16 protein-coding genes and 1 pseudogene are annotated in these 18,496 nt (G+C 75.5%); 4 read left to right on the top strand and 13 right to left on the bottom strand.

Going from position 1 to position 18,496, the window contains the following annotated elements:
• Positions 1-16: 16 nt before the first annotated feature.
• From ACWCPM_RS29565 to ACWCPM_RS29540, 6 genes are all read right to left on the bottom strand, one after another.
• Positions 17-1,027 (bottom strand): DUF5914 domain-containing protein, encoded by a 1,011-nt coding sequence (locus ACWCPM_RS29565; protein WP_450979317.1) that lies wholly within the window; start codon positions 1,025-1,027, stop codon positions 17-19.
• Entirely contained in the window at positions 1,024-2,025 is a 1,002-nt protein-coding gene (locus ACWCPM_RS29560) for a phytoene/squalene synthase family protein (RefSeq protein WP_450979316.1), read from the bottom strand. The genes ACWCPM_RS29565 and ACWCPM_RS29560 overlap by 4 nt, the downstream gene beginning before the upstream one ends.
• The gene (locus ACWCPM_RS29555; protein ID WP_450979315.1) at positions 2,022-3,572 is read right to left on the bottom strand and encodes a phytoene desaturase; all 1,551 of its coding nucleotides are present in this window, start codon (positions 3,570-3,572) and stop codon (positions 2,022-2,024) included. Before ACWCPM_RS29555 ends, ACWCPM_RS29560 begins: the two co-directional genes overlap by 4 nt.
• Complete coding sequence (locus ACWCPM_RS29550) at positions 3,569-4,882, bottom strand: polyprenyl synthetase family protein (RefSeq protein ID WP_450979314.1); 1,314 nt, start codon at positions 4,880-4,882, stop codon at positions 3,569-3,571. Before ACWCPM_RS29550 ends, ACWCPM_RS29555 begins: the two co-directional genes overlap by 4 nt.
• A 144-nt stretch (positions 4,883-5,026) precedes the next feature.
• The gene (locus ACWCPM_RS29545; protein WP_450979313.1) at positions 5,027-6,400 is read right to left on the bottom strand and encodes a cryptochrome/photolyase family protein; all 1,374 of its coding nucleotides are present in this window, start codon (positions 6,398-6,400) and stop codon (positions 5,027-5,029) included.
• A 55-nt stretch (positions 6,401-6,455) separates the two neighbouring features.
• On the bottom strand, positions 6,456-8,012 hold the full coding sequence (locus ACWCPM_RS29540; protein ID WP_450979312.1) for an SDR family oxidoreductase: 1,557 nt from the start codon (positions 8,010-8,012) through the stop codon (positions 6,456-6,458).
• 87 nt (positions 8,013-8,099) lie between these two features.
• Between ACWCPM_RS29540 and ACWCPM_RS29535 the strand changes: the two genes are divergently transcribed.
• Together ACWCPM_RS29535 and ACWCPM_RS29530 are read left to right on the top strand one after the other, a co-directional pair.
• Positions 8,100-8,615 carry a MarR family winged helix-turn-helix transcriptional regulator gene (locus ACWCPM_RS29535; RefSeq protein ID WP_450979311.1) on the top strand — a complete coding sequence of 172 codons (516 nt, stop codon included), beginning with the start codon at positions 8,100-8,102 and terminating at the stop codon, positions 8,613-8,615.
• Positions 8,616-8,758: 143 nt separating this feature from the next.
• On the top strand, positions 8,759-10,828 hold the full coding sequence (locus ACWCPM_RS29530) for an MMPL family transporter (protein WP_450979310.1): 2,070 nt from the start codon (positions 8,759-8,761) through the stop codon (positions 10,826-10,828).
• Positions 10,829-10,932: 104 nt separating this feature from the next.
• Here the strand turns inward: ACWCPM_RS29530 and ACWCPM_RS29525 are convergent, their stop codons facing one another.
• The 4 genes from ACWCPM_RS29525 to ACWCPM_RS29510 form a co-directional block, all read right to left on the bottom strand.
• Positions 10,933-12,507, bottom strand: a complete 1,575-nt coding sequence (locus ACWCPM_RS29525) for an FAD-dependent oxidoreductase (protein WP_450979309.1) — start codon at positions 12,505-12,507, stop codon at positions 10,933-10,935.
• On the bottom strand, positions 12,504-13,241 hold the full coding sequence (locus ACWCPM_RS29520; RefSeq protein WP_450979308.1) for a class I SAM-dependent methyltransferase: 738 nt from the start codon (positions 13,239-13,241) through the stop codon (positions 12,504-12,506). The genes ACWCPM_RS29525 and ACWCPM_RS29520 overlap by 4 nt, the downstream gene beginning before the upstream one ends.
• A gap of 58 nt (positions 13,242-13,299) precedes the next feature.
• Positions 13,300-14,523, bottom strand: coding sequence for a lycopene cyclase family protein (locus tag ACWCPM_RS29515; RefSeq protein ID WP_450979307.1), 1,224 nt, complete (start codon positions 14,521-14,523; stop codon positions 13,300-13,302).
• Between the two features lie 109 nt (positions 14,524-14,632).
• Complete coding sequence (locus ACWCPM_RS29510) at positions 14,633-15,202, bottom strand: sigma-70 family RNA polymerase sigma factor (protein ID WP_450979306.1); 570 nt, start codon at positions 15,200-15,202, stop codon at positions 14,633-14,635.
• A 148-nt stretch (positions 15,203-15,350) separates the two neighbouring features.
• On the opposite strand from ACWCPM_RS29510, the gene ACWCPM_RS29505 reads away from it, so the two are divergent.
• Positions 15,351-15,776, top strand: coding sequence for an ankyrin repeat domain-containing protein (locus tag ACWCPM_RS29505; protein WP_450979305.1), 426 nt, complete (start codon positions 15,351-15,353; stop codon positions 15,774-15,776).
• Between the two features lie 201 nt (positions 15,777-15,977).
• Here the strand turns inward: ACWCPM_RS29505 and ACWCPM_RS29500 are convergent, their stop codons facing one another.
• The 3 genes and pseudogenes from ACWCPM_RS29500 to ACWCPM_RS29490 all read right to left on the bottom strand — a co-directional run bounded on the left by ACWCPM_RS29500 (position 15,978) and on the right by ACWCPM_RS29490 (position 17,756).
• Entirely contained in the window at positions 15,978-16,424 is a 447-nt protein-coding gene (locus ACWCPM_RS29500) for a hypothetical protein (RefSeq protein WP_450979304.1), read from the bottom strand.
• A gap of 257 nt (positions 16,425-16,681) precedes the next feature.
• A complete protein-coding gene (locus ACWCPM_RS29495; protein ID WP_450979303.1) occupies positions 16,682-16,918 on the bottom strand; it encodes a DUF397 domain-containing protein in 237 nt (78 codons plus the stop codon).
• Positions 16,915-17,756 (bottom strand): annotated as a pseudogene (locus tag ACWCPM_RS29490) (helix-turn-helix domain-containing protein). The gene ACWCPM_RS29495 and the pseudogene ACWCPM_RS29490 overlap by 4 nt, the downstream one beginning before the upstream one ends.
• Positions 17,757-17,884: 128 nt before the next feature.
• Between ACWCPM_RS29490 and ACWCPM_RS29485 the strand changes: the two are divergent.
• Complete coding sequence (locus ACWCPM_RS29485) at positions 17,885-18,355, top strand: ATP-binding protein (protein ID WP_450979302.1); 471 nt, start codon at positions 17,885-17,887, stop codon at positions 18,353-18,355.
• Positions 18,356-18,496: the final 141 nt, after the last annotated feature.

The following is an 18,496-nucleotide window of genomic DNA, read 5'->3' as shown; positions in this document are numbered from 1 at the left end:
CGGTGGTGACGCCGGGTCAGCCGGGGAAACGGCCGGATGAACGCAGAAGCCACCGGCGCTCGGCATAGGCCAGGTCGTCGCGCCACAGGCGCCCGGCGGCGGCGCGCACCAGGGGACGCAGCGCGGGCGCGAGGGCGCGGGCCACGGTGAAGCCGCGGCGGTCGGAGGCGGCCACGACCGCCTCGGTCACGGCGGTGCGCGGCCTGCCCCGGTCGTCCGGGCCGAGCGGCGTGGCATGGGTCTCGACGACCGATCCCTCGCCCTCGCCCTCGACGATGCGCATCACGACGGTGCGCGGCTCCGGTGCGGTGAACACCGCCCGCACCGGCACCACCAGCCGCCCGGCGACCTTGAACGACACGTCGACGGCGAAACCGTCGCCGTCGGCGCCCCCGCCGTCCGGGCCGGGGACGTCGAGGACGGTGAGGTCCACGAACGAGTACGGGTGGTACCAGGCGCCGTGCCACGGGTCGAGGCGGTTGGCGACCACGTCCTCGGGCTCGCACACGCCGATCCCCGTGTAGACGGCGTACAGGGCGCCGGACAGCGCGGGCCGCACGGGCACGACCGGGGCATCGCGCGGCGTCTCGCCGCCGACGTCGTCCAGCCGGACCCAGACCAGCACACCGTCGTCGTGGGCGGGCAGGGGCTCCCAGCCCGCCGTCGGCCCGCCGTCCAGCGCCAGGCCGTGCCAGTGGCAGACGAGGGTGCCGCAGCGCACCGGACTGTCGCCCAGCGGCGCCCCGAGGTGCGGGCAACTGCCCGGCCCGGCCACCGGCCGCCCGGCGCGGTCGCGCCACACGACCACCTCCCGCCCCGCCACGGTCCGGGCGAGCGGCCGGTCACGGAGGAGGCCGGCGGTGGATCCGACGACGTACCAGTTGCCGGACGGCCGCGCCTGCGCCCGCTTCAGCGCGCCGGCGATCACGGCGGGGCGCGCCTCACGCCAGGTGGGCCGCTGGCGGGTCCAGGCCACCGGGTTCCTGCGCAGCCGCAGCGGGAACCTGCCCCGGCGGCCGGCGGTCACCGGGCCTCCTCGGAACCCGTGGCGGCCGGAACCCGCGCGCCCGCGGGCGGCCTCGAAGCGGTGGCGCCCGCCGCCACCCGGGCCCGCAGCACGCGGACGAGTCCGTCGCCGGCCACGGTCAGCCGCCGCCGCAGCGGCACCACCGCACGCCGGTGGACGACCGCGTACCCGCTCTCGGCGATGGCGTCGAGGATGCCGCCGTAGAGGACGAACGCGGTGCGGACGCAGGGGCGGGACGCCGGTTCGAGCATGCCGATGCCCGGCGCGGCCTCGCGGTAGACGCCGCGGGTGAGGTCCTCGGCGGCCCGCAGCGCGTCCGTGATCCGCCGGTCCCGGCGGCCGGTGCGGCGGCTCCAGAGCAGCAGTTCGCGGTCGGCGCCGTGCGCGGCGAGCAGATCGGCGGGGAGGTAGACCCGACCGCGGTCGAGGTCCTCGCCGACGTCCCGGAGGAAGTTGGTGAGCTGGAAGGCGACGCCGAGGGCCGCCGCGTGCGGGGCGGCCTCGGCGCGCGGCACCACGGTGCCGAGCACCGGCAGCATCTGGAGCCCGATCACGGCGGCCGAGCCGTGCATGTAGCCGCGCAGGTCGGCGTAGGTGGCGTAGTCGGTGACGTCCAGGTCGCTGCGCATGGAGACCATGAAGTCCGTGAAGTGACCGTGGTCGATGGCGTGGCGGCGGGCGGTGTCCGCGAGGGCGTGGACGACCCGCTCGGTGCTGCGGCCCTCCCGGAGCCCGCGCTCCAGCCGGCCCCGCAGCAGCGCGAGCCGCCGCGCCCGGTCCTCGCGCGTGTCGTCGGTGCCGAGGGAGTCCACGATGTCGTCCGCCCAGCGGGCGAAGCCGTACAGGGCGTGCACGGCGGGCCGGCGCTCGACCGGCAGCAGCCGGGTGGCCAGGAAGTACGTCTTCCCGTGGCGGGCGTTGAGGGTGCGGCAGTGGGCGTAGGCCGCGCGCAGGTCCGGGTCGGCGATGCCCGCCGCGTCGAGTTCTCGGCCCGTCATGACGGGATCCCTTCGGTTGCCTGACGGTCGGTGCCCGGGCGGGGGCGGGCGCGGGGGGCCGGGGCCGGGCCGCCGGTGACGCGGGCCGCGGCGAGCTTGCCGGACAGCAGCACCGTGGGGACGCCCACGCCGGGGGTGGTGCCGCAGCCCGCGAGGACGGCGTTGTCCGTGCCGCGCACGAGGTTGCGGGGCCGGAAGGGGCCGGTCTGGCGGAAGGTGTGGGCCGCCGAGAACGGCGTGCCCGCCGCGTGTCCCTGCGCCTGCCAGTCGGCGGGCGTGACGACGCACTCCTCCTCGACGGCGGCGGCCAGACCGGTCAGCCCCCGGCGTTCGAGCTCGGTCAGGAGCCGGTCGCGATAACGGGGAGCCAGGTCCCGCCAGTCGGCCGCGCCCGGCCCGATGTCGGTGTTGGGGCACGGGGCGAGGACGTAGTGGAGATGGCGGCCGGGCGGGGCGAGATCCGGGTCCGTGGCGGTGGGGCGGGTGATCAGCAGGGACGGGTCCGACATCAGACTGCCGGTGCGGGTGAGTTCGTCGAAGGTGCCGTGCCACCGCGCCCCGAAGGACAGGGTGTGGTGGGCGAGCTGGGGCCAGGTGCGGTCGGTACCCGCGTGCAGGACGACGGCCGACGGCGCGTGGGTCAGCCGCACCGGGCGCCGGGGCGTCCGCCCCAGCAGCCGGTAGGCCACGGGCAGGTCGGGGGTGAGGACGACCGCGTCGCAGGGGATGCGGTCGTCGGCGGTCACCACCGCGGTCACCCGGCTGCCGCGCCGCTCCAGCCGGAGGACCTCCTGGCCGTGCCGGAACTCGGCGCCCGCCGCGGCCGCCGCGTCGGCCATGGCCTGCGGCAGGGCGTGCATCCCGCCGCGCGGGAAGTACACACCGGCGACGGTGTCCATGTAGGCGATCACCGCGTACGCGGCGAGCGCGCGCCGGGGCGGGACACCGGCGTACAGCGCCTGGAAGGAGAAGACCCGGCGCAGCCGTTCGTCGCGCAGATGACGGCCGATGGCGGGCTCCAGCCTGCCGAAGCCGCCCAGTGCGGCGAGGCGGGCCAGGTCCCGGGTGACCAGTGCGAAGGGCGAGTCGAAGTTGCGGTCGATGAAGCTCCGCATCTGGGCCCGGTAGACCCGCTCCAGCCAGAGGCGCAGCCGGCGGTACCCGGCCGCCTCGGCGGCGCCCGCGAAGCGTTCGACCTCGGCCTCCATCGCCGGGCCGTCCGTGTGCACGTCCAGCGCGCTGCCGTCGGCGAAGCACGCGCGGTAGGCGGGCCGCAGCGCGATCAGCTCGACCCGGTCGGCGAGGCGCTCCCCGACTGCGGCGAAGGCCTCGTCCGCCAGGTGAGGCATCGTCAGCACGGTGGGCCCGGTGTCGATGCGGTAGCCCGCGCGCGTCAGGCGCCCGGCGCGTCCGCCCGGCAGCGCGTCGCGCTCGACGACGGTCACCCGGCGCCCGGCGCCGAGCAGGTGCAGGGCGGCCGACAGGCCGGACAGACCGGCGCCCACGACGACGACGTGGTCGGTGCGCCCCGGCACGGTGCGGGTCATCGGACGGCCTTCTCGGTCCCGGCGACGGTCTCGGCGGCGGTGGCGGTGGCGGTCCCCGCGACGGTCTCGGCGCCGGTGGCGGTCGCGGTCGGGCGCGGCCCGGCGGCCGGGCCTGTCGTGGGCAGGCCCGCCACGCGGAGCAGCAGCCGCTCCAGCTCGGTGCCGCCCGCCGGGTCGAGCCAGGCACTCCTCAACTGCCCGACGGCGCACCGGGCCAGCCTCCCGATCCTGTCCTCCACGGCCCTCAGCGCCCCCGTGGCGACGAGGACCCGCCGCACCGGTTCGAGCGCGGACTCCGGCAGGTCGGCCCGGCCGTGCGCCCCGTCCAGCACCGCGAGGGCACCGAGGTCACCGGTGGCCTCGGCCCCCGCGCGGGCGACGGTGAAGAGATAGGTGGGCTTGCCGTTGCGCAGGTCGCCGCCCGGGGGCTTCCCGGTGCGGTCCGGGTCGGTGAACAGGTCGTCGATGTCGTCGCGCAACTGGAACGCGAGGCCGGCGCAGCGTCCGGCGGCGCACAGCACGGCGGTCGTGGCCGGGTCGGCGCCCGCGAGCGCGGCGCCCAGGGCCATCGGTCGTTCGACCGAGTACAGGGCGCTCTTGAGGGTGGCGGCCCGGACGGCCTGCGGCACGGAGTGCGAGCGGGTGGCCTGTCCCTGGACGTCCAGATACTGCCCGGCAACCATCTCGGTGCGCATGTCCCGCCACAGTTCGCGCACCCGGCCGGACGCGTGCTCGGGCAGCACGGTGTCGGCGACCAGATCGTCCGCCCAGGCGAGGGCCAGGTCCCCGGCGAGTAGGGCGGCGGCCTCGCCGAGCCGTTCGGCCCGGCCGTCCGGCGCGGACGGCCGGTACTGGGCGGCGACGGAGGTGTGCAGGGCGGGCCGTCCGCGACGGGTGCGCGCGCCGTCCATCAGGTCGTCATGGGCCAGCGCGCAGGTCTGGATCAGTTCCAGGGCGGCCCCGGTCCGCAGCGCCGCCCGCGCGGCGACGTCGTCGCGCCCGCCGCAGGCGCGCATCGTCCACCACACGATCCGGGAGCGCAGCCGCTTGCCGCCGTCGAGCGTGAAGCGGGCGACCCGGTCGGCGACGTCGCCCGCGAACAGCGGGTCCAGGGCGCGGGCGCGGGTGAGGTGCCCGGCCAGGACCTGCCCCAGCACCCGGCCGACGGCGGCGGGGACGTCACGGTCCACGGCGGCCGGCCCGGACCCGTCCGCCCCGCACGGCTCATGCGGTTCGCCCCGGCCCGCCGGGGTCCGGGCGCCGGGACCCGCCGTGTCGGCACGGTGGTCCATGGGATGGCTGGCACGCATGCCGGGGTCCTCTCCTCGTTGGCGCGGCACTGTGTCCATGCCGTTCGTTGGCGCGGCACTGTGTCCATGCCTTCCGCGCGGGCCGCCGTAACGGATGCGCCAATGGGGTACGTCGGCGCGCGGGCCCCGCTCGTCCCCCGCGTCTCAGCCGCGTTCGCGGGCCCGCTGGAAGCGGGCGAGCCCCTCGGAGAGGTCGATCAGCGGCTCCGGGTAGTCGAGCGCGGCGCGTTCGGGACCCTTCAGCTTCCAGGGCTCGTGCACGGCGGGGCCCTCGACACCCTCCAGTTCGGGCACCCAGCGCCGTACGTACGCACCGTCGGGGTCGTGGCGCCGGGCCTGGACGACGGGGTTGAGGACCCGGTTGGGCCGGGTGTCGGTGCCCGTCCCGGCCACCCACTGCCAGTTGAGCTGGTTGTTGGCGAGGTCCCCGTCGACCAGCAGGGACAGGAAGTGTTCGGCGCCGATCCGCCAGTCGACGTAGAGCGTCTTGGCCAGGAAAGACGCCGTCAGGAGCCGGCCGCGGTTGTGCATCCAGCCCTCGTGGCTCAGCTGGCGCATCGCGGCGTCGACGACGGGGTAGCCGGTACGGCCCTCGCGCCAGGCGTCGATGTCGTCGCGGGCCTCGTCGGCGTCGCGCCGGCGGTCGCCGCGGTCGCGGTAGTCGGCGCCGGCCGCGTCGGGCCGGGCGGCCAGGACCTGGCGGTGGAAGTCCCGCCAGGCGAGCTGCCGTACGAAGGCGTCGGCCCCGGCGCCGCCCGCCTTGCGGGCCCGGTGGACGGTCTCGACGGGGGAGAGGGTGCCGAAGTGCAGGTGCGGCGAGAGCCGGGAGGTGGCGTCGCCGGCCAGGTCGTCGTGGCGTTCCCCGTAGTCGCGGACGGCCCCGTGCAGCCAGGTCGCCAGCCGCTTGCGGCCCTCCGTCTCACCGCCGTGCGCCAGTCCCGGGGAGACCCCGGCGACCGCGCGGCGGGAGGGCAGCGGCTCGGAGCCGATCCCTTCGGGGACGCCGACCGAGCGCGGCGCGTCGAGCGGTCCGCGCAGCCTCTCGTCCGACCAGCGGCGGAAGTACGGCGTGAAGACCGCGAAGTGGTCCGAGCCGGCCGGGGTGACCGCGCCGGCCGCCACGGCGGTCGTGACCGTGTCGTGCACGTGCAGTCGCCGGCCGTCCGCCTCCAGCGCGGCCCGCAGGCGCTCCTCACGCCGGTGGGCGTAGGCGCTGACGTCGGACGCCATGTGCACCTCGTCGGCGTCGGCCTCGGCGGCGACCTTGCACACCTCGCGCACCACGTCGCCGGAGCGCACCACCAGTCGCCCGCCCCGGGACCGCAGACCGGCGTCCAGGTCGCCCAGGCAGTCGGCGAGGAACGCCAGCCGGTTCGGCACGGCGAACCCGGCGTCCGCGACGCCCCGGTCGTACACGAACAGGGGCACCACCTGACGGGACCCGTCGAGGGCGGCGCGCAGCGGCGGGTGGTCGTGCAGCCGCAGGTCCGCGGTGAACAGGACGACGGACACGTTCATGGGCGTGCTCCTGGGATGAGGGTTCGTGCCGCCGGGCAGGGGCCGTCGGCGTGCGTCACCGGGGCCCACCGCCCCGGGCGGGTGCCGTTCGTGGGGCCGGTTCGCCCGGCGCGGCCGGGGCGTTCGCCGCCGCGCGGGCGATGTTGCGGGCCATGCCGCCGAAGACGGCCGCGTGGAAGGGCGAGACGCTCCACCAGTACAGGTGCCCCAGCAGCCCGTGCGGGTGGAAGAGCGCGCGCTGGCGGTAGCGGGCCCGGCCGGGGCCGAGCGGCTCGGCGTACAGCTCCAGCCAGGCCAGTCCCGGAAGGCGCATCTCCGCCCGCAGCCGCAGCAGGTGCCCCGGCTCGACGTCCTCGACGCGCCAGAAGTCGACGGCGTCCCCCACCCGCAGCCGGTTCGCGTCGCGGCGCCCGCGGCGCAGCCCCGCCCCGCCGACCAGCCGGTCCATCCACCCCCGCACCGACCAGGCCACCGGCAGCGAGTACCAGCCGTTCTCCCCGCCGACGCCCTCGATGACCCGCCACAGGGCCTCGCGCGAGGCCCTCACGGACACCGCCCGATGGTCCGCGTACAGGCTGCCGCCCGCCCAGTCGGGGTCCGTGGGCAGCGGGTCGCTGGGCGCGCCGGGCAGCGCCGAGGACGACCAGCGCGTGGTGACCCGGGCGTCCCGGACACGCTGGAGGGCGAGCCGTACCGCCCGGTCGAAGCCGATCGGCCCGCCGGGCGGGTCGGGTACGTACCCGGCGATGTCGTGCTCGCGGCAGACGACCTCGTGGCGCAGGGACTCGGTCAGCGGGCGCGCGATGGACGGCGGCACGGGAGTCACCAGTCCGACCCAGAGGCTGGACAGCCGCGGGGTGAGCACCGGCACCGGGAAGATGAGCCGGCGGGGCAGGGCCGCGACGGCCGCGTAGCGCAGCATCATGTCGCGGTACGTCAGGATCTCCGGGCCGCCGATGTCGAAGGCGCGGTTCACCGAGGCCGGCATGGAGGCGCTGCCCACCAGCAGCCGCAGCACGTCCCGCACCGCGATCGGCTGGAGCCGGGTGCGCACCCAGCTGGGGGTGACCATCACGGGCAGCCGCTCGGTGAGGTAGCGCAGCATCTCGAAGGAGGCCGAGCCCGAGCCGATGATGACGGCGGCCCGCAGCACCGTCGTCGGCACGCCCGAGGCGAGCAGGATGCGCCCGACCTCGTCACGGGAGCGCAGATGCGGCGACAGTTCGCCGTCGGGGACGCCCGCCGGGGTCAGACCGCCCAGATAGACGACGCGGCGCACCCCGGCGGCCCGGGCCTGCTCCGCGAACACCCGTGCGCCCCGCCGGTCGGTCTCCTCGAAATCACGGCCCGTGCCCAGCGAGTGGACGAGGTAGTAGGCGACGTCGATCCCGCGCAGGGCCTCGGCGGCCGACGCGGCGTCGGTGACGTCGCCGCGCGCCACCTCGACCTCGTCGGCCCAGGTGTGGTCGCGCAGTTTGTCCGGCGACCGGGTCAGACAGCGCACCCGGTGCCCGGCGTCCAGCAGTTCCGGGACGAGTCGCCCACCGATGTAGCCCGTGGCACCGGTGACCAGGCAGTGTGGCCCCGGTCGGGTGGCGGCGTCCTCGTCCATGGTCGTTCCTCCGTGTCGGCCCATTCCGGATACCTTCCCCGCGGGCGGCCCGCTCGGATGCGGTGAGGCTTCGCCTAGGCTGATCAGGTGGCCGGAGCAGACGTGCAGCACAGCGGGGCGGACGGGACCGACGAGGTGTCCGGGCGCCGGGGCCCTGGCGACGGCCGGGACGCCGACCTGCTCGCGCTCGCGAGGAGCCTGCGCAGGTTGCACGGCGAGATCGGCCAGGTGGTCCACCGCTTCGCGGGGGAGCGGGGGCTGCACGCCACGGACGTCCAGGCACTGGCCGCGATCCTGGACGCCGAGGAGCCGATGACCCCGGGCCGGCTGCGCGCGAGCCTCGGACTGACCTCCGGCGCGGTGACGGCGTGCGTGGACCGGCTGGAGCGCGCCGGGCACATCCGCCGGGTCCGGGAGAGCGCCGATCGCCGCGTCGTGCATCTCCACTACGTGGAGGACGCCCGGGAGGCCGCCCGCACGCACTTCCGTCCCCTGGCGGACGCGACCCTCTCGGCCATGGAGCACTTCACCGACGGGGAACTGGCCGTCGTGAACCGCTTCCTCGCCGTCCTCAACGACGAACTGGCCGTCGTCCGCGACTGAGCGGACCGGGGCGCGTCCGAGGGGCCCCGTACCGGGAAGGAAGGACGTCCCCTACGATCACGGCGGGGAAAAATAACTCAATGATTGAGATTCTTTTTCGTTGAGTTACTTTTCCGGACCGTCACCCTCGACGCTGGAGAACCATGTCCGTCACACCCCGACGAGCACGCCGGCTCGTCCCCGTCCTCCTGCTGATCGCCTGGCTCGGCATCGGCGGCGCGCTCGGCCCCTTCGCCGGAAGGCTCGGCGAGGTCGCCACCAACGACCAGGCGGCCTTCCTGCCGCGCAGCGCCGAGTCCACCGAGGTCGTCGAGGAGCAGCGCGCCTTCCGGCAGGCGGAGACGCTGCCCGCGATCGTCGTGTGGACCACCGACGGCGAGGCGGCCGGCGCCCGGCAGGCGGCCGGCCGGGCCCTCGCCTCGCTCGCCGGCACGCCCGGTGTGACGGGGACGCCCTCGCCGGCGCTGGTCTCGCCCGACGGCGCCGCGCTCCAGGGCGTCGTACAGATCCGCCCCGACCTCGGCGAGGAACTGCCCGCCGCACTGGACCGGGTCAGGCGGGCCGCCGAGCGGGTGCCGGGGACCACGGTGGCCCTGGCCGGGCCCGCCGCCACGCAGGCGGACCTCTCCGGCGCCTTCGCGGGGATCGACGGGTTGCTGCTCCTGGTCGCGCTGATCACCGTCCTGGTCATCCTCCTGCTGGTCTACCGCAGCGTGCTCCTGCCCTTCGTGGTGATACTCGGCTCGGTCTTCTCCCTCGGCCTCGCCTGCGCCGTCGTGTACGCGCTCGCCGACGCCGGCGTCGTGCGCGTCGACGGCCAGGTCCAGGGCATCCTCTCCATCCTGGTGATCGGCGCGGCCACCGACTACGCCCTGCTGATCACCGCCCGCTTCCGGGAGGAACTCGCCCTGGGCGAGGACCGCTTCGCCGCCGTGCGGGCCGCGCTGCGGCAGTCCTGGGGCGCCGTCGTCGCCAGCGCCGCGACCGTGGCGCTCGGCCTGCTCGCCCTGCTCCTCAGCGATCTGACGAACAATCGGGCACTCGGACCGGTGGGGGCCATCGGCATCGCGTGCGCCGCCCTCAGCGCGCTCACCTTCCTGCCCGCCGCGCTCGTCCTGCTGGGCCGTGCCGCGTACTGGCCGGCCAAGCCCCGCCGCGGCGGGGCGGAGGGCGCCGCGACGGGCCTGTGGCGCCGGATCGCCGACCTCGTGGACCGCGCGCCGCGCAGGGTCTGGGCGATCGCGCTGGCCGCGCTCCTCGCCTGCGCCGCCCTGGCGCCGACCCTCACCTCCCAGGGCGTCCCGCTGGACGAGATCTTCGTGGACGACGCCCCGTCCGTCGCCGCCCAGCGCACCCTCGGCGAGCACTTCCCCGGAGGGGCCGGCAACCCCACGGTGGTCGTCGCCGACGCCGCACGGCTGGACCGGGTGCTCGCCGCGGCCCGGACCACCGAGGGGGTCGCGCAGGCGGCGCCCGTGACACGCTCCGGACGGCCGGGGGGCGATCCGTTCGTGGTCGACGGCCGGGCCCGCGTCGACGTCACCCTGAAGGCCGCCGCCGACACCGACGACGCCAAGGACACCGTCGCGCGCCTGCGCACCGCGCTGCGGGCCGTGCCGGACGCGGACGCGCTGGTGGGCGGCTACACGGCCCAGCAGTACGACACGCTGCGCACGGCCGAACGGGACCGCGCCCTCATCGTGCCCGTCGTCCTCGCGGTGATCTTCGTGATCCTCGTCGGACTGCTGAGGTCCCTGCTCGCCCCCGCCCTGCTGGTGGCGACCGTGGGGCTCAACTTCCTCGCCACCCTGGGGGTCTCGTCCCTGGTGTTCACGCACGTCTTCGGCTTCACCGGCACGGACGCCTCCGTGCCGCTGTACGGCTTCGTGTTCCTCGTGGCCCTGGGCGTGGACTACAACATCTTCCTCATGTCCCGGGTACGGGAGGAGTCGCTGCGGCACGGCGTACGCGAGGGCATCCTGCGCGGGCTCGTCACCACGGGCGGCGTCATCACCTCCGCCGGCGTCGTGCTCGCGGCGACCTTCGCCGCGCTCGGTGTCATCCCGCTGGCCTTCCTCGCGCAGATCGCCTTCATCGTGGCCTTCGGAGTCCTGCTGGACACCCTGGTGGTCCGGTCCCTGCTGGTGCCCGCCCTGGTACGGGACATCGGGGCACCGGTGTGGTGGCCGGGCCGGCTCGCCCGCGAGCCGTAGGTCCACCGCCGGCGGACGGCCGCCCGCCGGGGAGCACCCGGCCGGCGGGCGTCGCGGAGCGGCCTTCCCGGGACGGCGACCGCGGTCCCGGGAAGGCCGCCCGCTCAGCGGTCCGTCAGCAGCGCGGCCAAGGAGCGCAGGAGCGCCGACCGGCCGCGGTCCGGCACTGTCCGCAGCGGCTCCGCCCGGACCCCCCACCGGCGCAACAGCACGTTGGCGGCCAGGAATCCGCTGGTCGCGGCGCGTTCCATCAGGGCGACCGGAAGACCGGTGGCCACCATGTCGCCGGCCACGACGACCGCCGGGTCCGCCGTCCGCACCCGCGGGCGGCGCCCGTAGCCGCCGACCGCGAACAGCGGGCAGTCCTCCCGCCATTCGTCACGGGAGTCGGCCACCCCCGCGTCGCGGGTCTCCGGATACACCCGGTGCAACTGGCTCACCAGCCGCTCCCGCACGTCCTTGCGGTCGGCGCCCGGCGGGACGGCGTAGGCGTGGAGCTCGACCACGGAGCCCCCGGTGCGCAGCGCCCAGCGGTGCGCCTCGCCCTCCCAGCGGTCGAGGACGCTGATGTTGTCCAGTTCCGCGTAGCCGCTGGTGCCCAGGAAGGCAGGACGGTCCGGGTGCACCGGCCGGTCCAGCCAGAGCCGGGACACCAGGAACGGCGGGGCGGTGCGCAGCCCGGCGACGCCGGTGCGCCAGGCCCGGTCGACCAGGTCGGGCGAGGCCGCCGCGACCTGCCGCAGACCCGCCACGTCCGTCGCCAGCACCACGGCGTCGTAGGACCGCGTCCGGCCGGCGACGGTGACCCGCACCGTGCCGTCCCGGCCGGGGGCCACCGCCTCCACCGGGCTGGACAGCAGGACCGTCGCCCCGCGTTCCTGGAGGTAGTCCCCGAGGGGCTCCCACAGTGCCTGCGGGAACGGCTCGCGCGGCACGTCGAACAACAGGCCCTCGCTGGAGCCGAGGAAGTAGATGTGGAACATCAGCGCCAGCTCCGCCGCCGACAGCTGCCCCGGGTCCGCGAAGAAGCTGCGCGAGAACACCTCGAACGCGAGATGCCGGGCGGCCGCCGGGAAGCCGATCCGCGTCAGGAAGTCCTGCGCGCTGACGTCGTCCAGCCGCTCGTAGACCCGCGGTACGCGGACGTCCAGCAGCGGGAGCGCGGAGCGCGCGTCCATCGTCGTCAGGTCCCGCCAGCCGAACGTCGGGCTCAGCGCCACGAACCCGAGGGCGTTCAGCGGGGGAGTGCGCGGAACGCGGGCGAAGCTGTCGAGCAGCCCCGAGCTGTGGCGCAGCGGGTAGTCGGGCAGCGGGGTCAGCCCGTGCAGGCCCGGATCGGTCCGCCGCAGCAGTGCGCGCAGGTTGTAGTACTGCCGGAAGAACGCGTGGAAGCCGCGGGTCATGGTGGCCGTCGACCCGTCGGCGAGCCGGACCTGCCACCCCGCCAGCCGCCCGCCGAGGTCGGACTCGCGCTCCAGCAGCGTCACCCGCACCCCGCGCTCCGTCAGGACGGTGGCCGCCGCGAGCCCCGCGATGCCGCCGCCCACGACGGCGACGGACGGCCCGACGCCCTCCAGGCGCGGCACGCCCCCGCGGTCCGTCAGTACGCGTGCCCTGCGGTCACGTCCACGGCCGCCGCCCGCGAAGGAGCTGTCGCCCACGGAGCCCGTCCTCCTCATGCCCGTCCCTCTCGTGCCCCACCCGCGGCGGGGACCCGCGCCACGAACGTGTGGGTGATCCCGGTCTGCCAGCCCGTCAGCGGCAGCGTCCGCACATCCGCGAACCCCGCCCGCCCCAGGCGCGCCGCGAAGGCGTCCGCCGTGTCGAACGAGACGACGCTGCGCCACAGATGCGCGTACAGCGCGTCGTCCCCGGTGCGCCGCGCCACCGGCAGCACCAGGCCCCTGCACACGGCGGTCCACACCGCGCGGTGCGCCGCCCGCCCGCTGAGGCTGTACTCGTGCACCGCGAGCCGCCCGCCCGGCACGAGCAGATCCCGTACGCCCGCGAGGACCCCGTCCGGGTCGGCGACGTTGCGCAGCAGGTACGCCGCGAACACCGCGTCGAACGGACCGGTGACCCCGGCCGCGGCCAGCCCCTCGGCGGGGGCGTGCACGAACTCGACCCGGGCCGGCCAGCGTTTGCCCCGCGCCTTCGCGAGCATGCCCGGCGAGGCGTCCACCGCGGTGATCCGCGCGCGCGGCGCGGCGGCCAGCAGGGCGGCCGTGGAGGCGCCGGTGCCGCAGCCGAGATCGAGCACGCGCAGGCCGTCGCCGCCGTCGGGCAGCGCCAGTCGGCGGGCGGACCGGCGCAGTTGGCCGTGGTATCCGGGGTTGGCGGCGACCATCCAGTCGTAGGACGGTGCCGCGTGGTCGAACGCGGCCGAGAGTTCGGCGTCGCGCAGGAGTGACATGGGGTGCTCCTCGGTACGGCGGTGGAGAGCGGGTCGCGGTCCGGCGGTGGAGGCCCGTTCACGGCCGGGCCGGGCGCCCGGCGGGAGCGGACCGCGGCGCGGCCGGACGCCGGGGGAGGAAGGGCAGTTCCAGGGCGGTGCGCAGCATCGGCCGCGCCGGGGTGCGCAGCCCGACCGCGAGGTCCTCCAGCACAGTGGTGCGGCCGTCCAGGAAGCGCAGCAGACGCGAGGCCGGCACCTTCCCGAACAGCCCGGTGAACAGGGCGGCCCCGTCGACCCGTCCGGTGTCCAGGGCACGCAGCAGCACGGCGTCCATCGCGCGCGACCGCGCCCCGTGCGGCGCCGGGGCGAGCGGCGTACGGCCCTCGGCCAGCGCCGCCGCGATCGCCCGCGACTGGCGCTGGGCGCCGGCGAAGGAGTAGCCGGTCGCCGGGCGGGTCGTTCCGCCCGCCACGCCGATCGGGAAGACGGACCCGCCGCGACGGCGCGGGAACCGGGCGTCGGTCATCGCGATGACGCCCTCCTCGACCGCCGTGACCTCGAAGTCGCCGGCGCCGAGCACCTCGGTGACGTAGTGGCCGAGCGCACGGTCGTAGGCGTCGCCGTCGAGGACCGCGCCGGAGAACTCCGTGTACTCGACCAGGGCCTCGCGTGGCCCGAGCGGCAGGACGTAGCCGAAGGAGAGCCCGTGCCGCGGCTGAGGGGTGCGGAAGTCCATCAGGTCGGCGACGGCCGGGTCGAAGGCCGGGCGGGAGGCGCGGACGAACCAGCCGCGGAAGTGCTGGAGCAGGGTCGTGCGGGCCGGTCCCGGCCGTCCGGGCGGGCGGGAGTCGAACACCCAGCGGGCCCGCAGCCGCACGGGTCCGCCACCGGCGTCCCGGCCGCGCACCTCGGCGCCGCCGGGAACGTCCCGCACGTCCTCGACCACCGCCTCGTGCCGGAGGCATCCGGCGCGGGCCAGCTCCGCGTCCGCCCATCGCTCGAAGTCCGGAGACCGGATCATCTTGTAGCGCAGCGGGGCGGGATCGCGCACCACGGCCGCGCCGTCCGGGCCGGTGACGCGCAGGCGGCCCCAGTCGGCGCGGACGGCTGCGTCGTACTCGCCGCCGTCCGCTTCCCAGTAGCACCAGGTCCGGGGCGCGGGGCGCAACGCGCCGGGCGGGGCCTCGACCAGAGCGACCGTCAGGGGACGGCGGACCCGCATCGGGGGCGCGGTCAGCCGCAGCGCCAGCGACAGCCCCGCGGCGCCGCCACCGACGACGACTACGTCTGCGTCCCGCACCAAGGCTCCCTCGCGGCCGTGCCGGCCCCGGGACGCTGCCCGGGTCGCGTACTCATGATGCTGGCGCTTCCGCGCCGGACCCGCCCCTGGATGCATCGCCGGCCGGAGTTCACGCGTTCGCCGCGCCCACTTCCTCGCCCAGGCAGCGGGCGAGGCGGTGCAGCCCCCGGCGGGCGTGGCTCTTGACCGTGCCGAGGGGCCAGCCGGTGACGTCCGCGATCTGGGCCTGGGAGAGGTCGTCGTAGAAGGCCAGGCGCAGCACATGGCGCTGCGGCGAGGAGAGTTTCGCCAGTTCGGTCGCCACCAGCACCCGGTCGATGGCCGCGTCCGGTCCGGCCGCCGCCCGCGCGGCCCGGCCGGCCAGCATCGACCCGGCGACCTCGGCGAGTTCCGCCCGCCGGTACCGGGCGGCGAGCGCGTCGGCCACCTTGCGCCGCGTGATGCCCACCAGCCACGCGGACAGCGCGCCCCGCTCCGGGGCGAAGCCGGCCCGGCCGCGCCACGCCGCCAGGAACACCGCCTGGGTGACGTCCTCCGCCTCGCCCCGGTCCGCGAGCGAACGGCCGGCCAGCGCGTGGACGAGCGGCCCGAACCGCCGGTACATCGCGGCCAGGCACTCCTCGTCCCCGTCGGCGAACCGCGCCGCCAGGTCCTCGTCGCCGATCCGCTGTGCGTACATGCTGCGTGGCCCCCTCAGCCGGGCGGTGCTCCTCGATCCGCCACCCACCGTGCGGCCCGCCGCCGGGGGGCTTCAACTCGCAGCGACTCTGCATCGCTTCACCCAGGGACAGCCGGGAGGGGGATCGACGCGGCTACCCTCGGCCGCGATGAACAGACGGCGACGGAAGAAGCTGACGGCACGCCTCATGAGTGCCGCGATGTCCGGCGAACACAGCGAAGTCGGGGCGCTGTTGCGCGCGGGGGCCGATCCGGACACCCCGGGCACCGACGGCACCACCCCGCTCTACGCGGCCTCCGTGCAGGGCGCCACCGACGCGGTGCGCACCCTGCTGCGGGCCGGGGCCGATCCCGACGCGGAGAGCGCGGGCGTGGGCGCGGAGGGCACGCCGCTGTGCGCGGCCGCGTGCTGGGGCCACACCGGTGTCGTCCGCGAACTCCTGGCCCACGGCGCGGATCCCGACCTCCGCGAGGACGACGGCACGGGCCTCACGCCACTGGACTGGGCCCTGCGCGGCCCTTGGCCCGAGACCGCCGAGGCGCTCCGCGCCGGGGGAGCGAAGGTCACTTCGTGATGTGACCGAGCGAGTCCCCACACGGCCGGGGGACGGTCGGCCGTCAGCCCACCTGTCCCATGCCCGCCGCGTCCGGCCAGGTCGTCGCGCCGGGCCAGCCCGCCGGCGCGGCCGGGGCGAGGCCGCCCGGCGGGACCGGGGCGCCCGGGCCCGTGGTGCCCCGGACCTGGGCCGCCGTGAGTCCGCCGCGCGCGGGGCTTGCTACTGGAGCTTCATACCCTTCGGCGAGGTCAGGCCCTTGCCGGGGTCGGCACGGAAGGTCGCCGTCCAGACGGTGGGCGGGCAGGACGTGCCGTTGGGGTGCTGCTCGGTCAGCCTGGCCCGGGTGCCGTCCGTGACCACCGGATCGCCGGTCTTCGCGGACGTCACGGTGAGCTTCACCGGCACGGTGGACGCGCCGATGTCGTCGGGCAGGCGGACCGAGACCGAGCCGAACGGGTCGTCGGGGTCGCCTGACGCCCGCTCCTTGCAGGTGTCGTCCACGCACAGCTTGACCGTTGCCGCATCTTGGCCGCCGAAGTCGGACGGCCGCCACACGACGGAGACCGCCGAGTCCGCGTCGGCCTGGGCACACGGCCTGGCCTGACCGATGAACGAGCATCCGGTCAAGGCCACCGCGAGGAGCGGTGTGAGCACGATTCGGCGCATGTCAGTTCCTCGCAACCGTTCCGGGGAAGGCGCTGTGGGCCAGTCCGATGTCGGTGAAATACAGCCGGCACGGGTCGAGAAGACCGCCGCTGCTGTCGCTTGGCCACGACCATGTTCTTGGCGACGGATCCGTCGTCGTCGTACTTGTCCGTGAACTCCTCGCCATGACGCGGATCCCTGCCTCCGCGAGGACGGCGGCACGGGCCTCACGCCACTGGACTGGGCCTTCCGGGGCCGCCACACCGGGACCGCGGCCGTCACTTCGTGAGGTGGCCGAGGAAGCTGTCCCACACGGCGGGGGAGACGGTCAGTTGGGGGCCCTGCCGGTCCTTGGAGTCGCGGACGTGGACGGCGGCGGGGCAGGCGGCGACCTCGACGCAGTCGCCGGAACCGCCGCTGCTGTAGCTGGACTTGCGCCAGGCGTACGCGACCTCGACGCAGTCGCCGCCGCTGCTGTAGCTGCTCTTGAACCAGGCCAGTTCGGAGGTGCTCATAGGTCTCCTCGCATCAGATGCAGAAGGCTCGTCGAGTCCTTGAGAGTGAGAGCCTGTGAGCGCATCCTGGCATAGCGCCCCTGAAGGGCGCTCACCTCCTTCGAGTCAGAGATGAGGAGCCGCCCCGCTGCCCCTCGCAATAGGCGAACCACTTGTTCTCCGGCGTTTCCAGCACCTGCATGGGACCGTCCAGCCCCGCATGGTCCGCCTGTTCCGTCGGCATGATCTGCACCTCGACGTTCCGCAACTCGGCTACCTCCAGCAGGTGGTCCAGGAGGTGCCGGGTGACCTCCGTCCCGCCGGTCCGGCGGCGGAAGAGGTGCTCCTCCAGAATGAAGCTGAACGCGGTGTTCGGCCGTTCCCGCAGCAGCCGCTGCCGTTCGGCCCGCGCCGCCCACTGCGCCTCGATCTGCTCGTCGCCCAGAGGGGGCAACTGGTTGGTGAACAGCGTCCGCGCATACGCCTCCGTCTGCAACAGTCCCGGAATCAACCGGCACTCGTACGTGGACAGCGTGACGGCCACGCCCTCCAGTCGCGCCCACTGCCGGAACCACGCCGCCAGCCCCGGCTGCCGGGCCACGCACGGTGCCGCCCTCCGCAGCGCCCCCGTGTTCCCCAGGACGTCCTCCGAGCGTTCCGCGAATCCCGGATCCGGCATGCGCCGGCCCAGCTCGATGGACGCCACGGTGTGTTTGGACAACCCCACCCGGGCGCCGAAATCCTCCCGGCTCAAGCCCGCGTGCTCCCGTAACGCCTGGACGACCGCCCCGAACGTCCGCAGGCTGTCCGACGCCTCGGGCTCGCCGCCCGGCCCGGCACCGCTCGCACCATGCCCCATGGCACACCTCCCGGCCACCAGGGTCACGGTCGGTGATGAGTACTGTCCAGTTCGTGACCGCGTACGCTCGCACGGCGTACGCGCCGCCGACCTGGTGAACCGGGCTGCGTGACCGCCAGATTGGGCGCATGACCGCACCCTCCGCGCCGCAGAATCCGGTGACCGTACGTGTGTTCACCCAGCGGCTGAACCCCACGCCCCGAGGCGCCCGGCTCGCCCGGCACTTCGCGCTGAACCAGCTCCTCGCCTGGGAAGTCCCGCACGGAGCCGATCTCCTCGACTCCGTGGCGTCGATCGTCGCCGAGCTGGCCGCCAACGCCGTGACCCATGGCAGGGTGCCGGGGCGGGACTTCGAACTGCGGCTCTCGCTCGTCCCCGGCAGTGTCCGGATCGAGGTCACGGACACGGGTACCGCGCCCAGGCGGCCCTGCCCCGGTGAGGTGAGGCCGGCGGACCCTGACGCCGAGTCCGGGCGGGGCCTGGTGCTCGTCGAGGCGCTGGCCGACCGATGGGAGGTGCTGGAGCGGGGTCCGGCGCCCGGAAAGACCGTCCGGGCCGAGGTCGACGTACCGGCTTGGTTCCGGCTGTTCAGGGCCTGACGATCACGGGTCGCGTATGACCGTCAGCCCACCTGCCCCATGCCCGCCGCGTCCGGCCAGGTCGTCGTGCCGGGCCAGCCCGTCGGCGCGGCCGGGGCGAGGCCGCCCGGCGGGACCGGGGCGCCCGGGCCCGTGGTGCCC

This window comes from Streptomyces sp. NPDC002309 (genome assembly GCF_053593375.1).
The sequence above is the reverse complement of the archived record's forward strand: the minus strand, read 5'-3'. Positions and strand labels throughout refer to the sequence as shown.

Excerpts from the sequence above, each read along its gene's own strand:
- ACWCPM_RS29560 (WP_450979316.1), bottom strand. The coding sequence starts at position 2,025 with ATGACGGGCCGAGAACTCGACGCGGCGGGCATCGCCGACCCGGACCTG.
- ACWCPM_RS29555 (WP_450979315.1), bottom strand. The coding sequence starts at position 3,572 with ATGACCCGCACCGTGCCGGGGCGCACCGACCACGTCGTCGTCGTGGGC.
- ACWCPM_RS29550 (WP_450979314.1), bottom strand. The coding sequence starts at position 4,882 with ATGCGTGCCAGCCATCCCATGGACCACCGTGCCGACACGGCGGGTCCC.
- ACWCPM_RS29545 (WP_450979313.1), bottom strand. The coding sequence starts at position 6,400 with ATGAACGTGTCCGTCGTCCTGTTCACCGCGGACCTGCGGCTGCACGAC.
- ACWCPM_RS29540 (WP_450979312.1), bottom strand. The coding sequence starts at position 8,012 with ATGGACGAGGACGCCGCCACCCGACCGGGGCCACACTGCCTGGTCACC.
- ACWCPM_RS29530 (WP_450979310.1), top strand. The coding sequence starts at position 8,759 with ATGTCCGTCACACCCCGACGAGCACGCCGGCTCGTCCCCGTCCTCCTG.
- ACWCPM_RS29525 (WP_450979309.1), bottom strand. The coding sequence starts at position 12,507 with ATGAGGAGGACGGGCTCCGTGGGCGACAGCTCCTTCGCGGGCGGCGGC.
- ACWCPM_RS29520 (WP_450979308.1), bottom strand. The coding sequence starts at position 13,241 with ATGTCACTCCTGCGCGACGCCGAACTCTCGGCCGCGTTCGACCACGCG.
- ACWCPM_RS29510 (WP_450979306.1), bottom strand. The coding sequence starts at position 15,202 with ATGTACGCACAGCGGATCGGCGACGAGGACCTGGCGGCGCGGTTCGCC.
- ACWCPM_RS29505 (WP_450979305.1), top strand. The coding sequence starts at position 15,351 with ATGAACAGACGGCGACGGAAGAAGCTGACGGCACGCCTCATGAGTGCC.
- ACWCPM_RS29500 (WP_450979304.1), bottom strand. The coding sequence starts at position 16,424 with ATGCGCCGAATCGTGCTCACACCGCTCCTCGCGGTGGCCTTGACCGGA.
- ACWCPM_RS29495 (WP_450979303.1), bottom strand. The coding sequence starts at position 16,918 with ATGAGCACCTCCGAACTGGCCTGGTTCAAGAGCAGCTACAGCAGCGGC.
- ACWCPM_RS29485 (WP_450979302.1), top strand. The coding sequence starts at position 17,885 with ATGACCGCACCCTCCGCGCCGCAGAATCCGGTGACCGTACGTGTGTTC.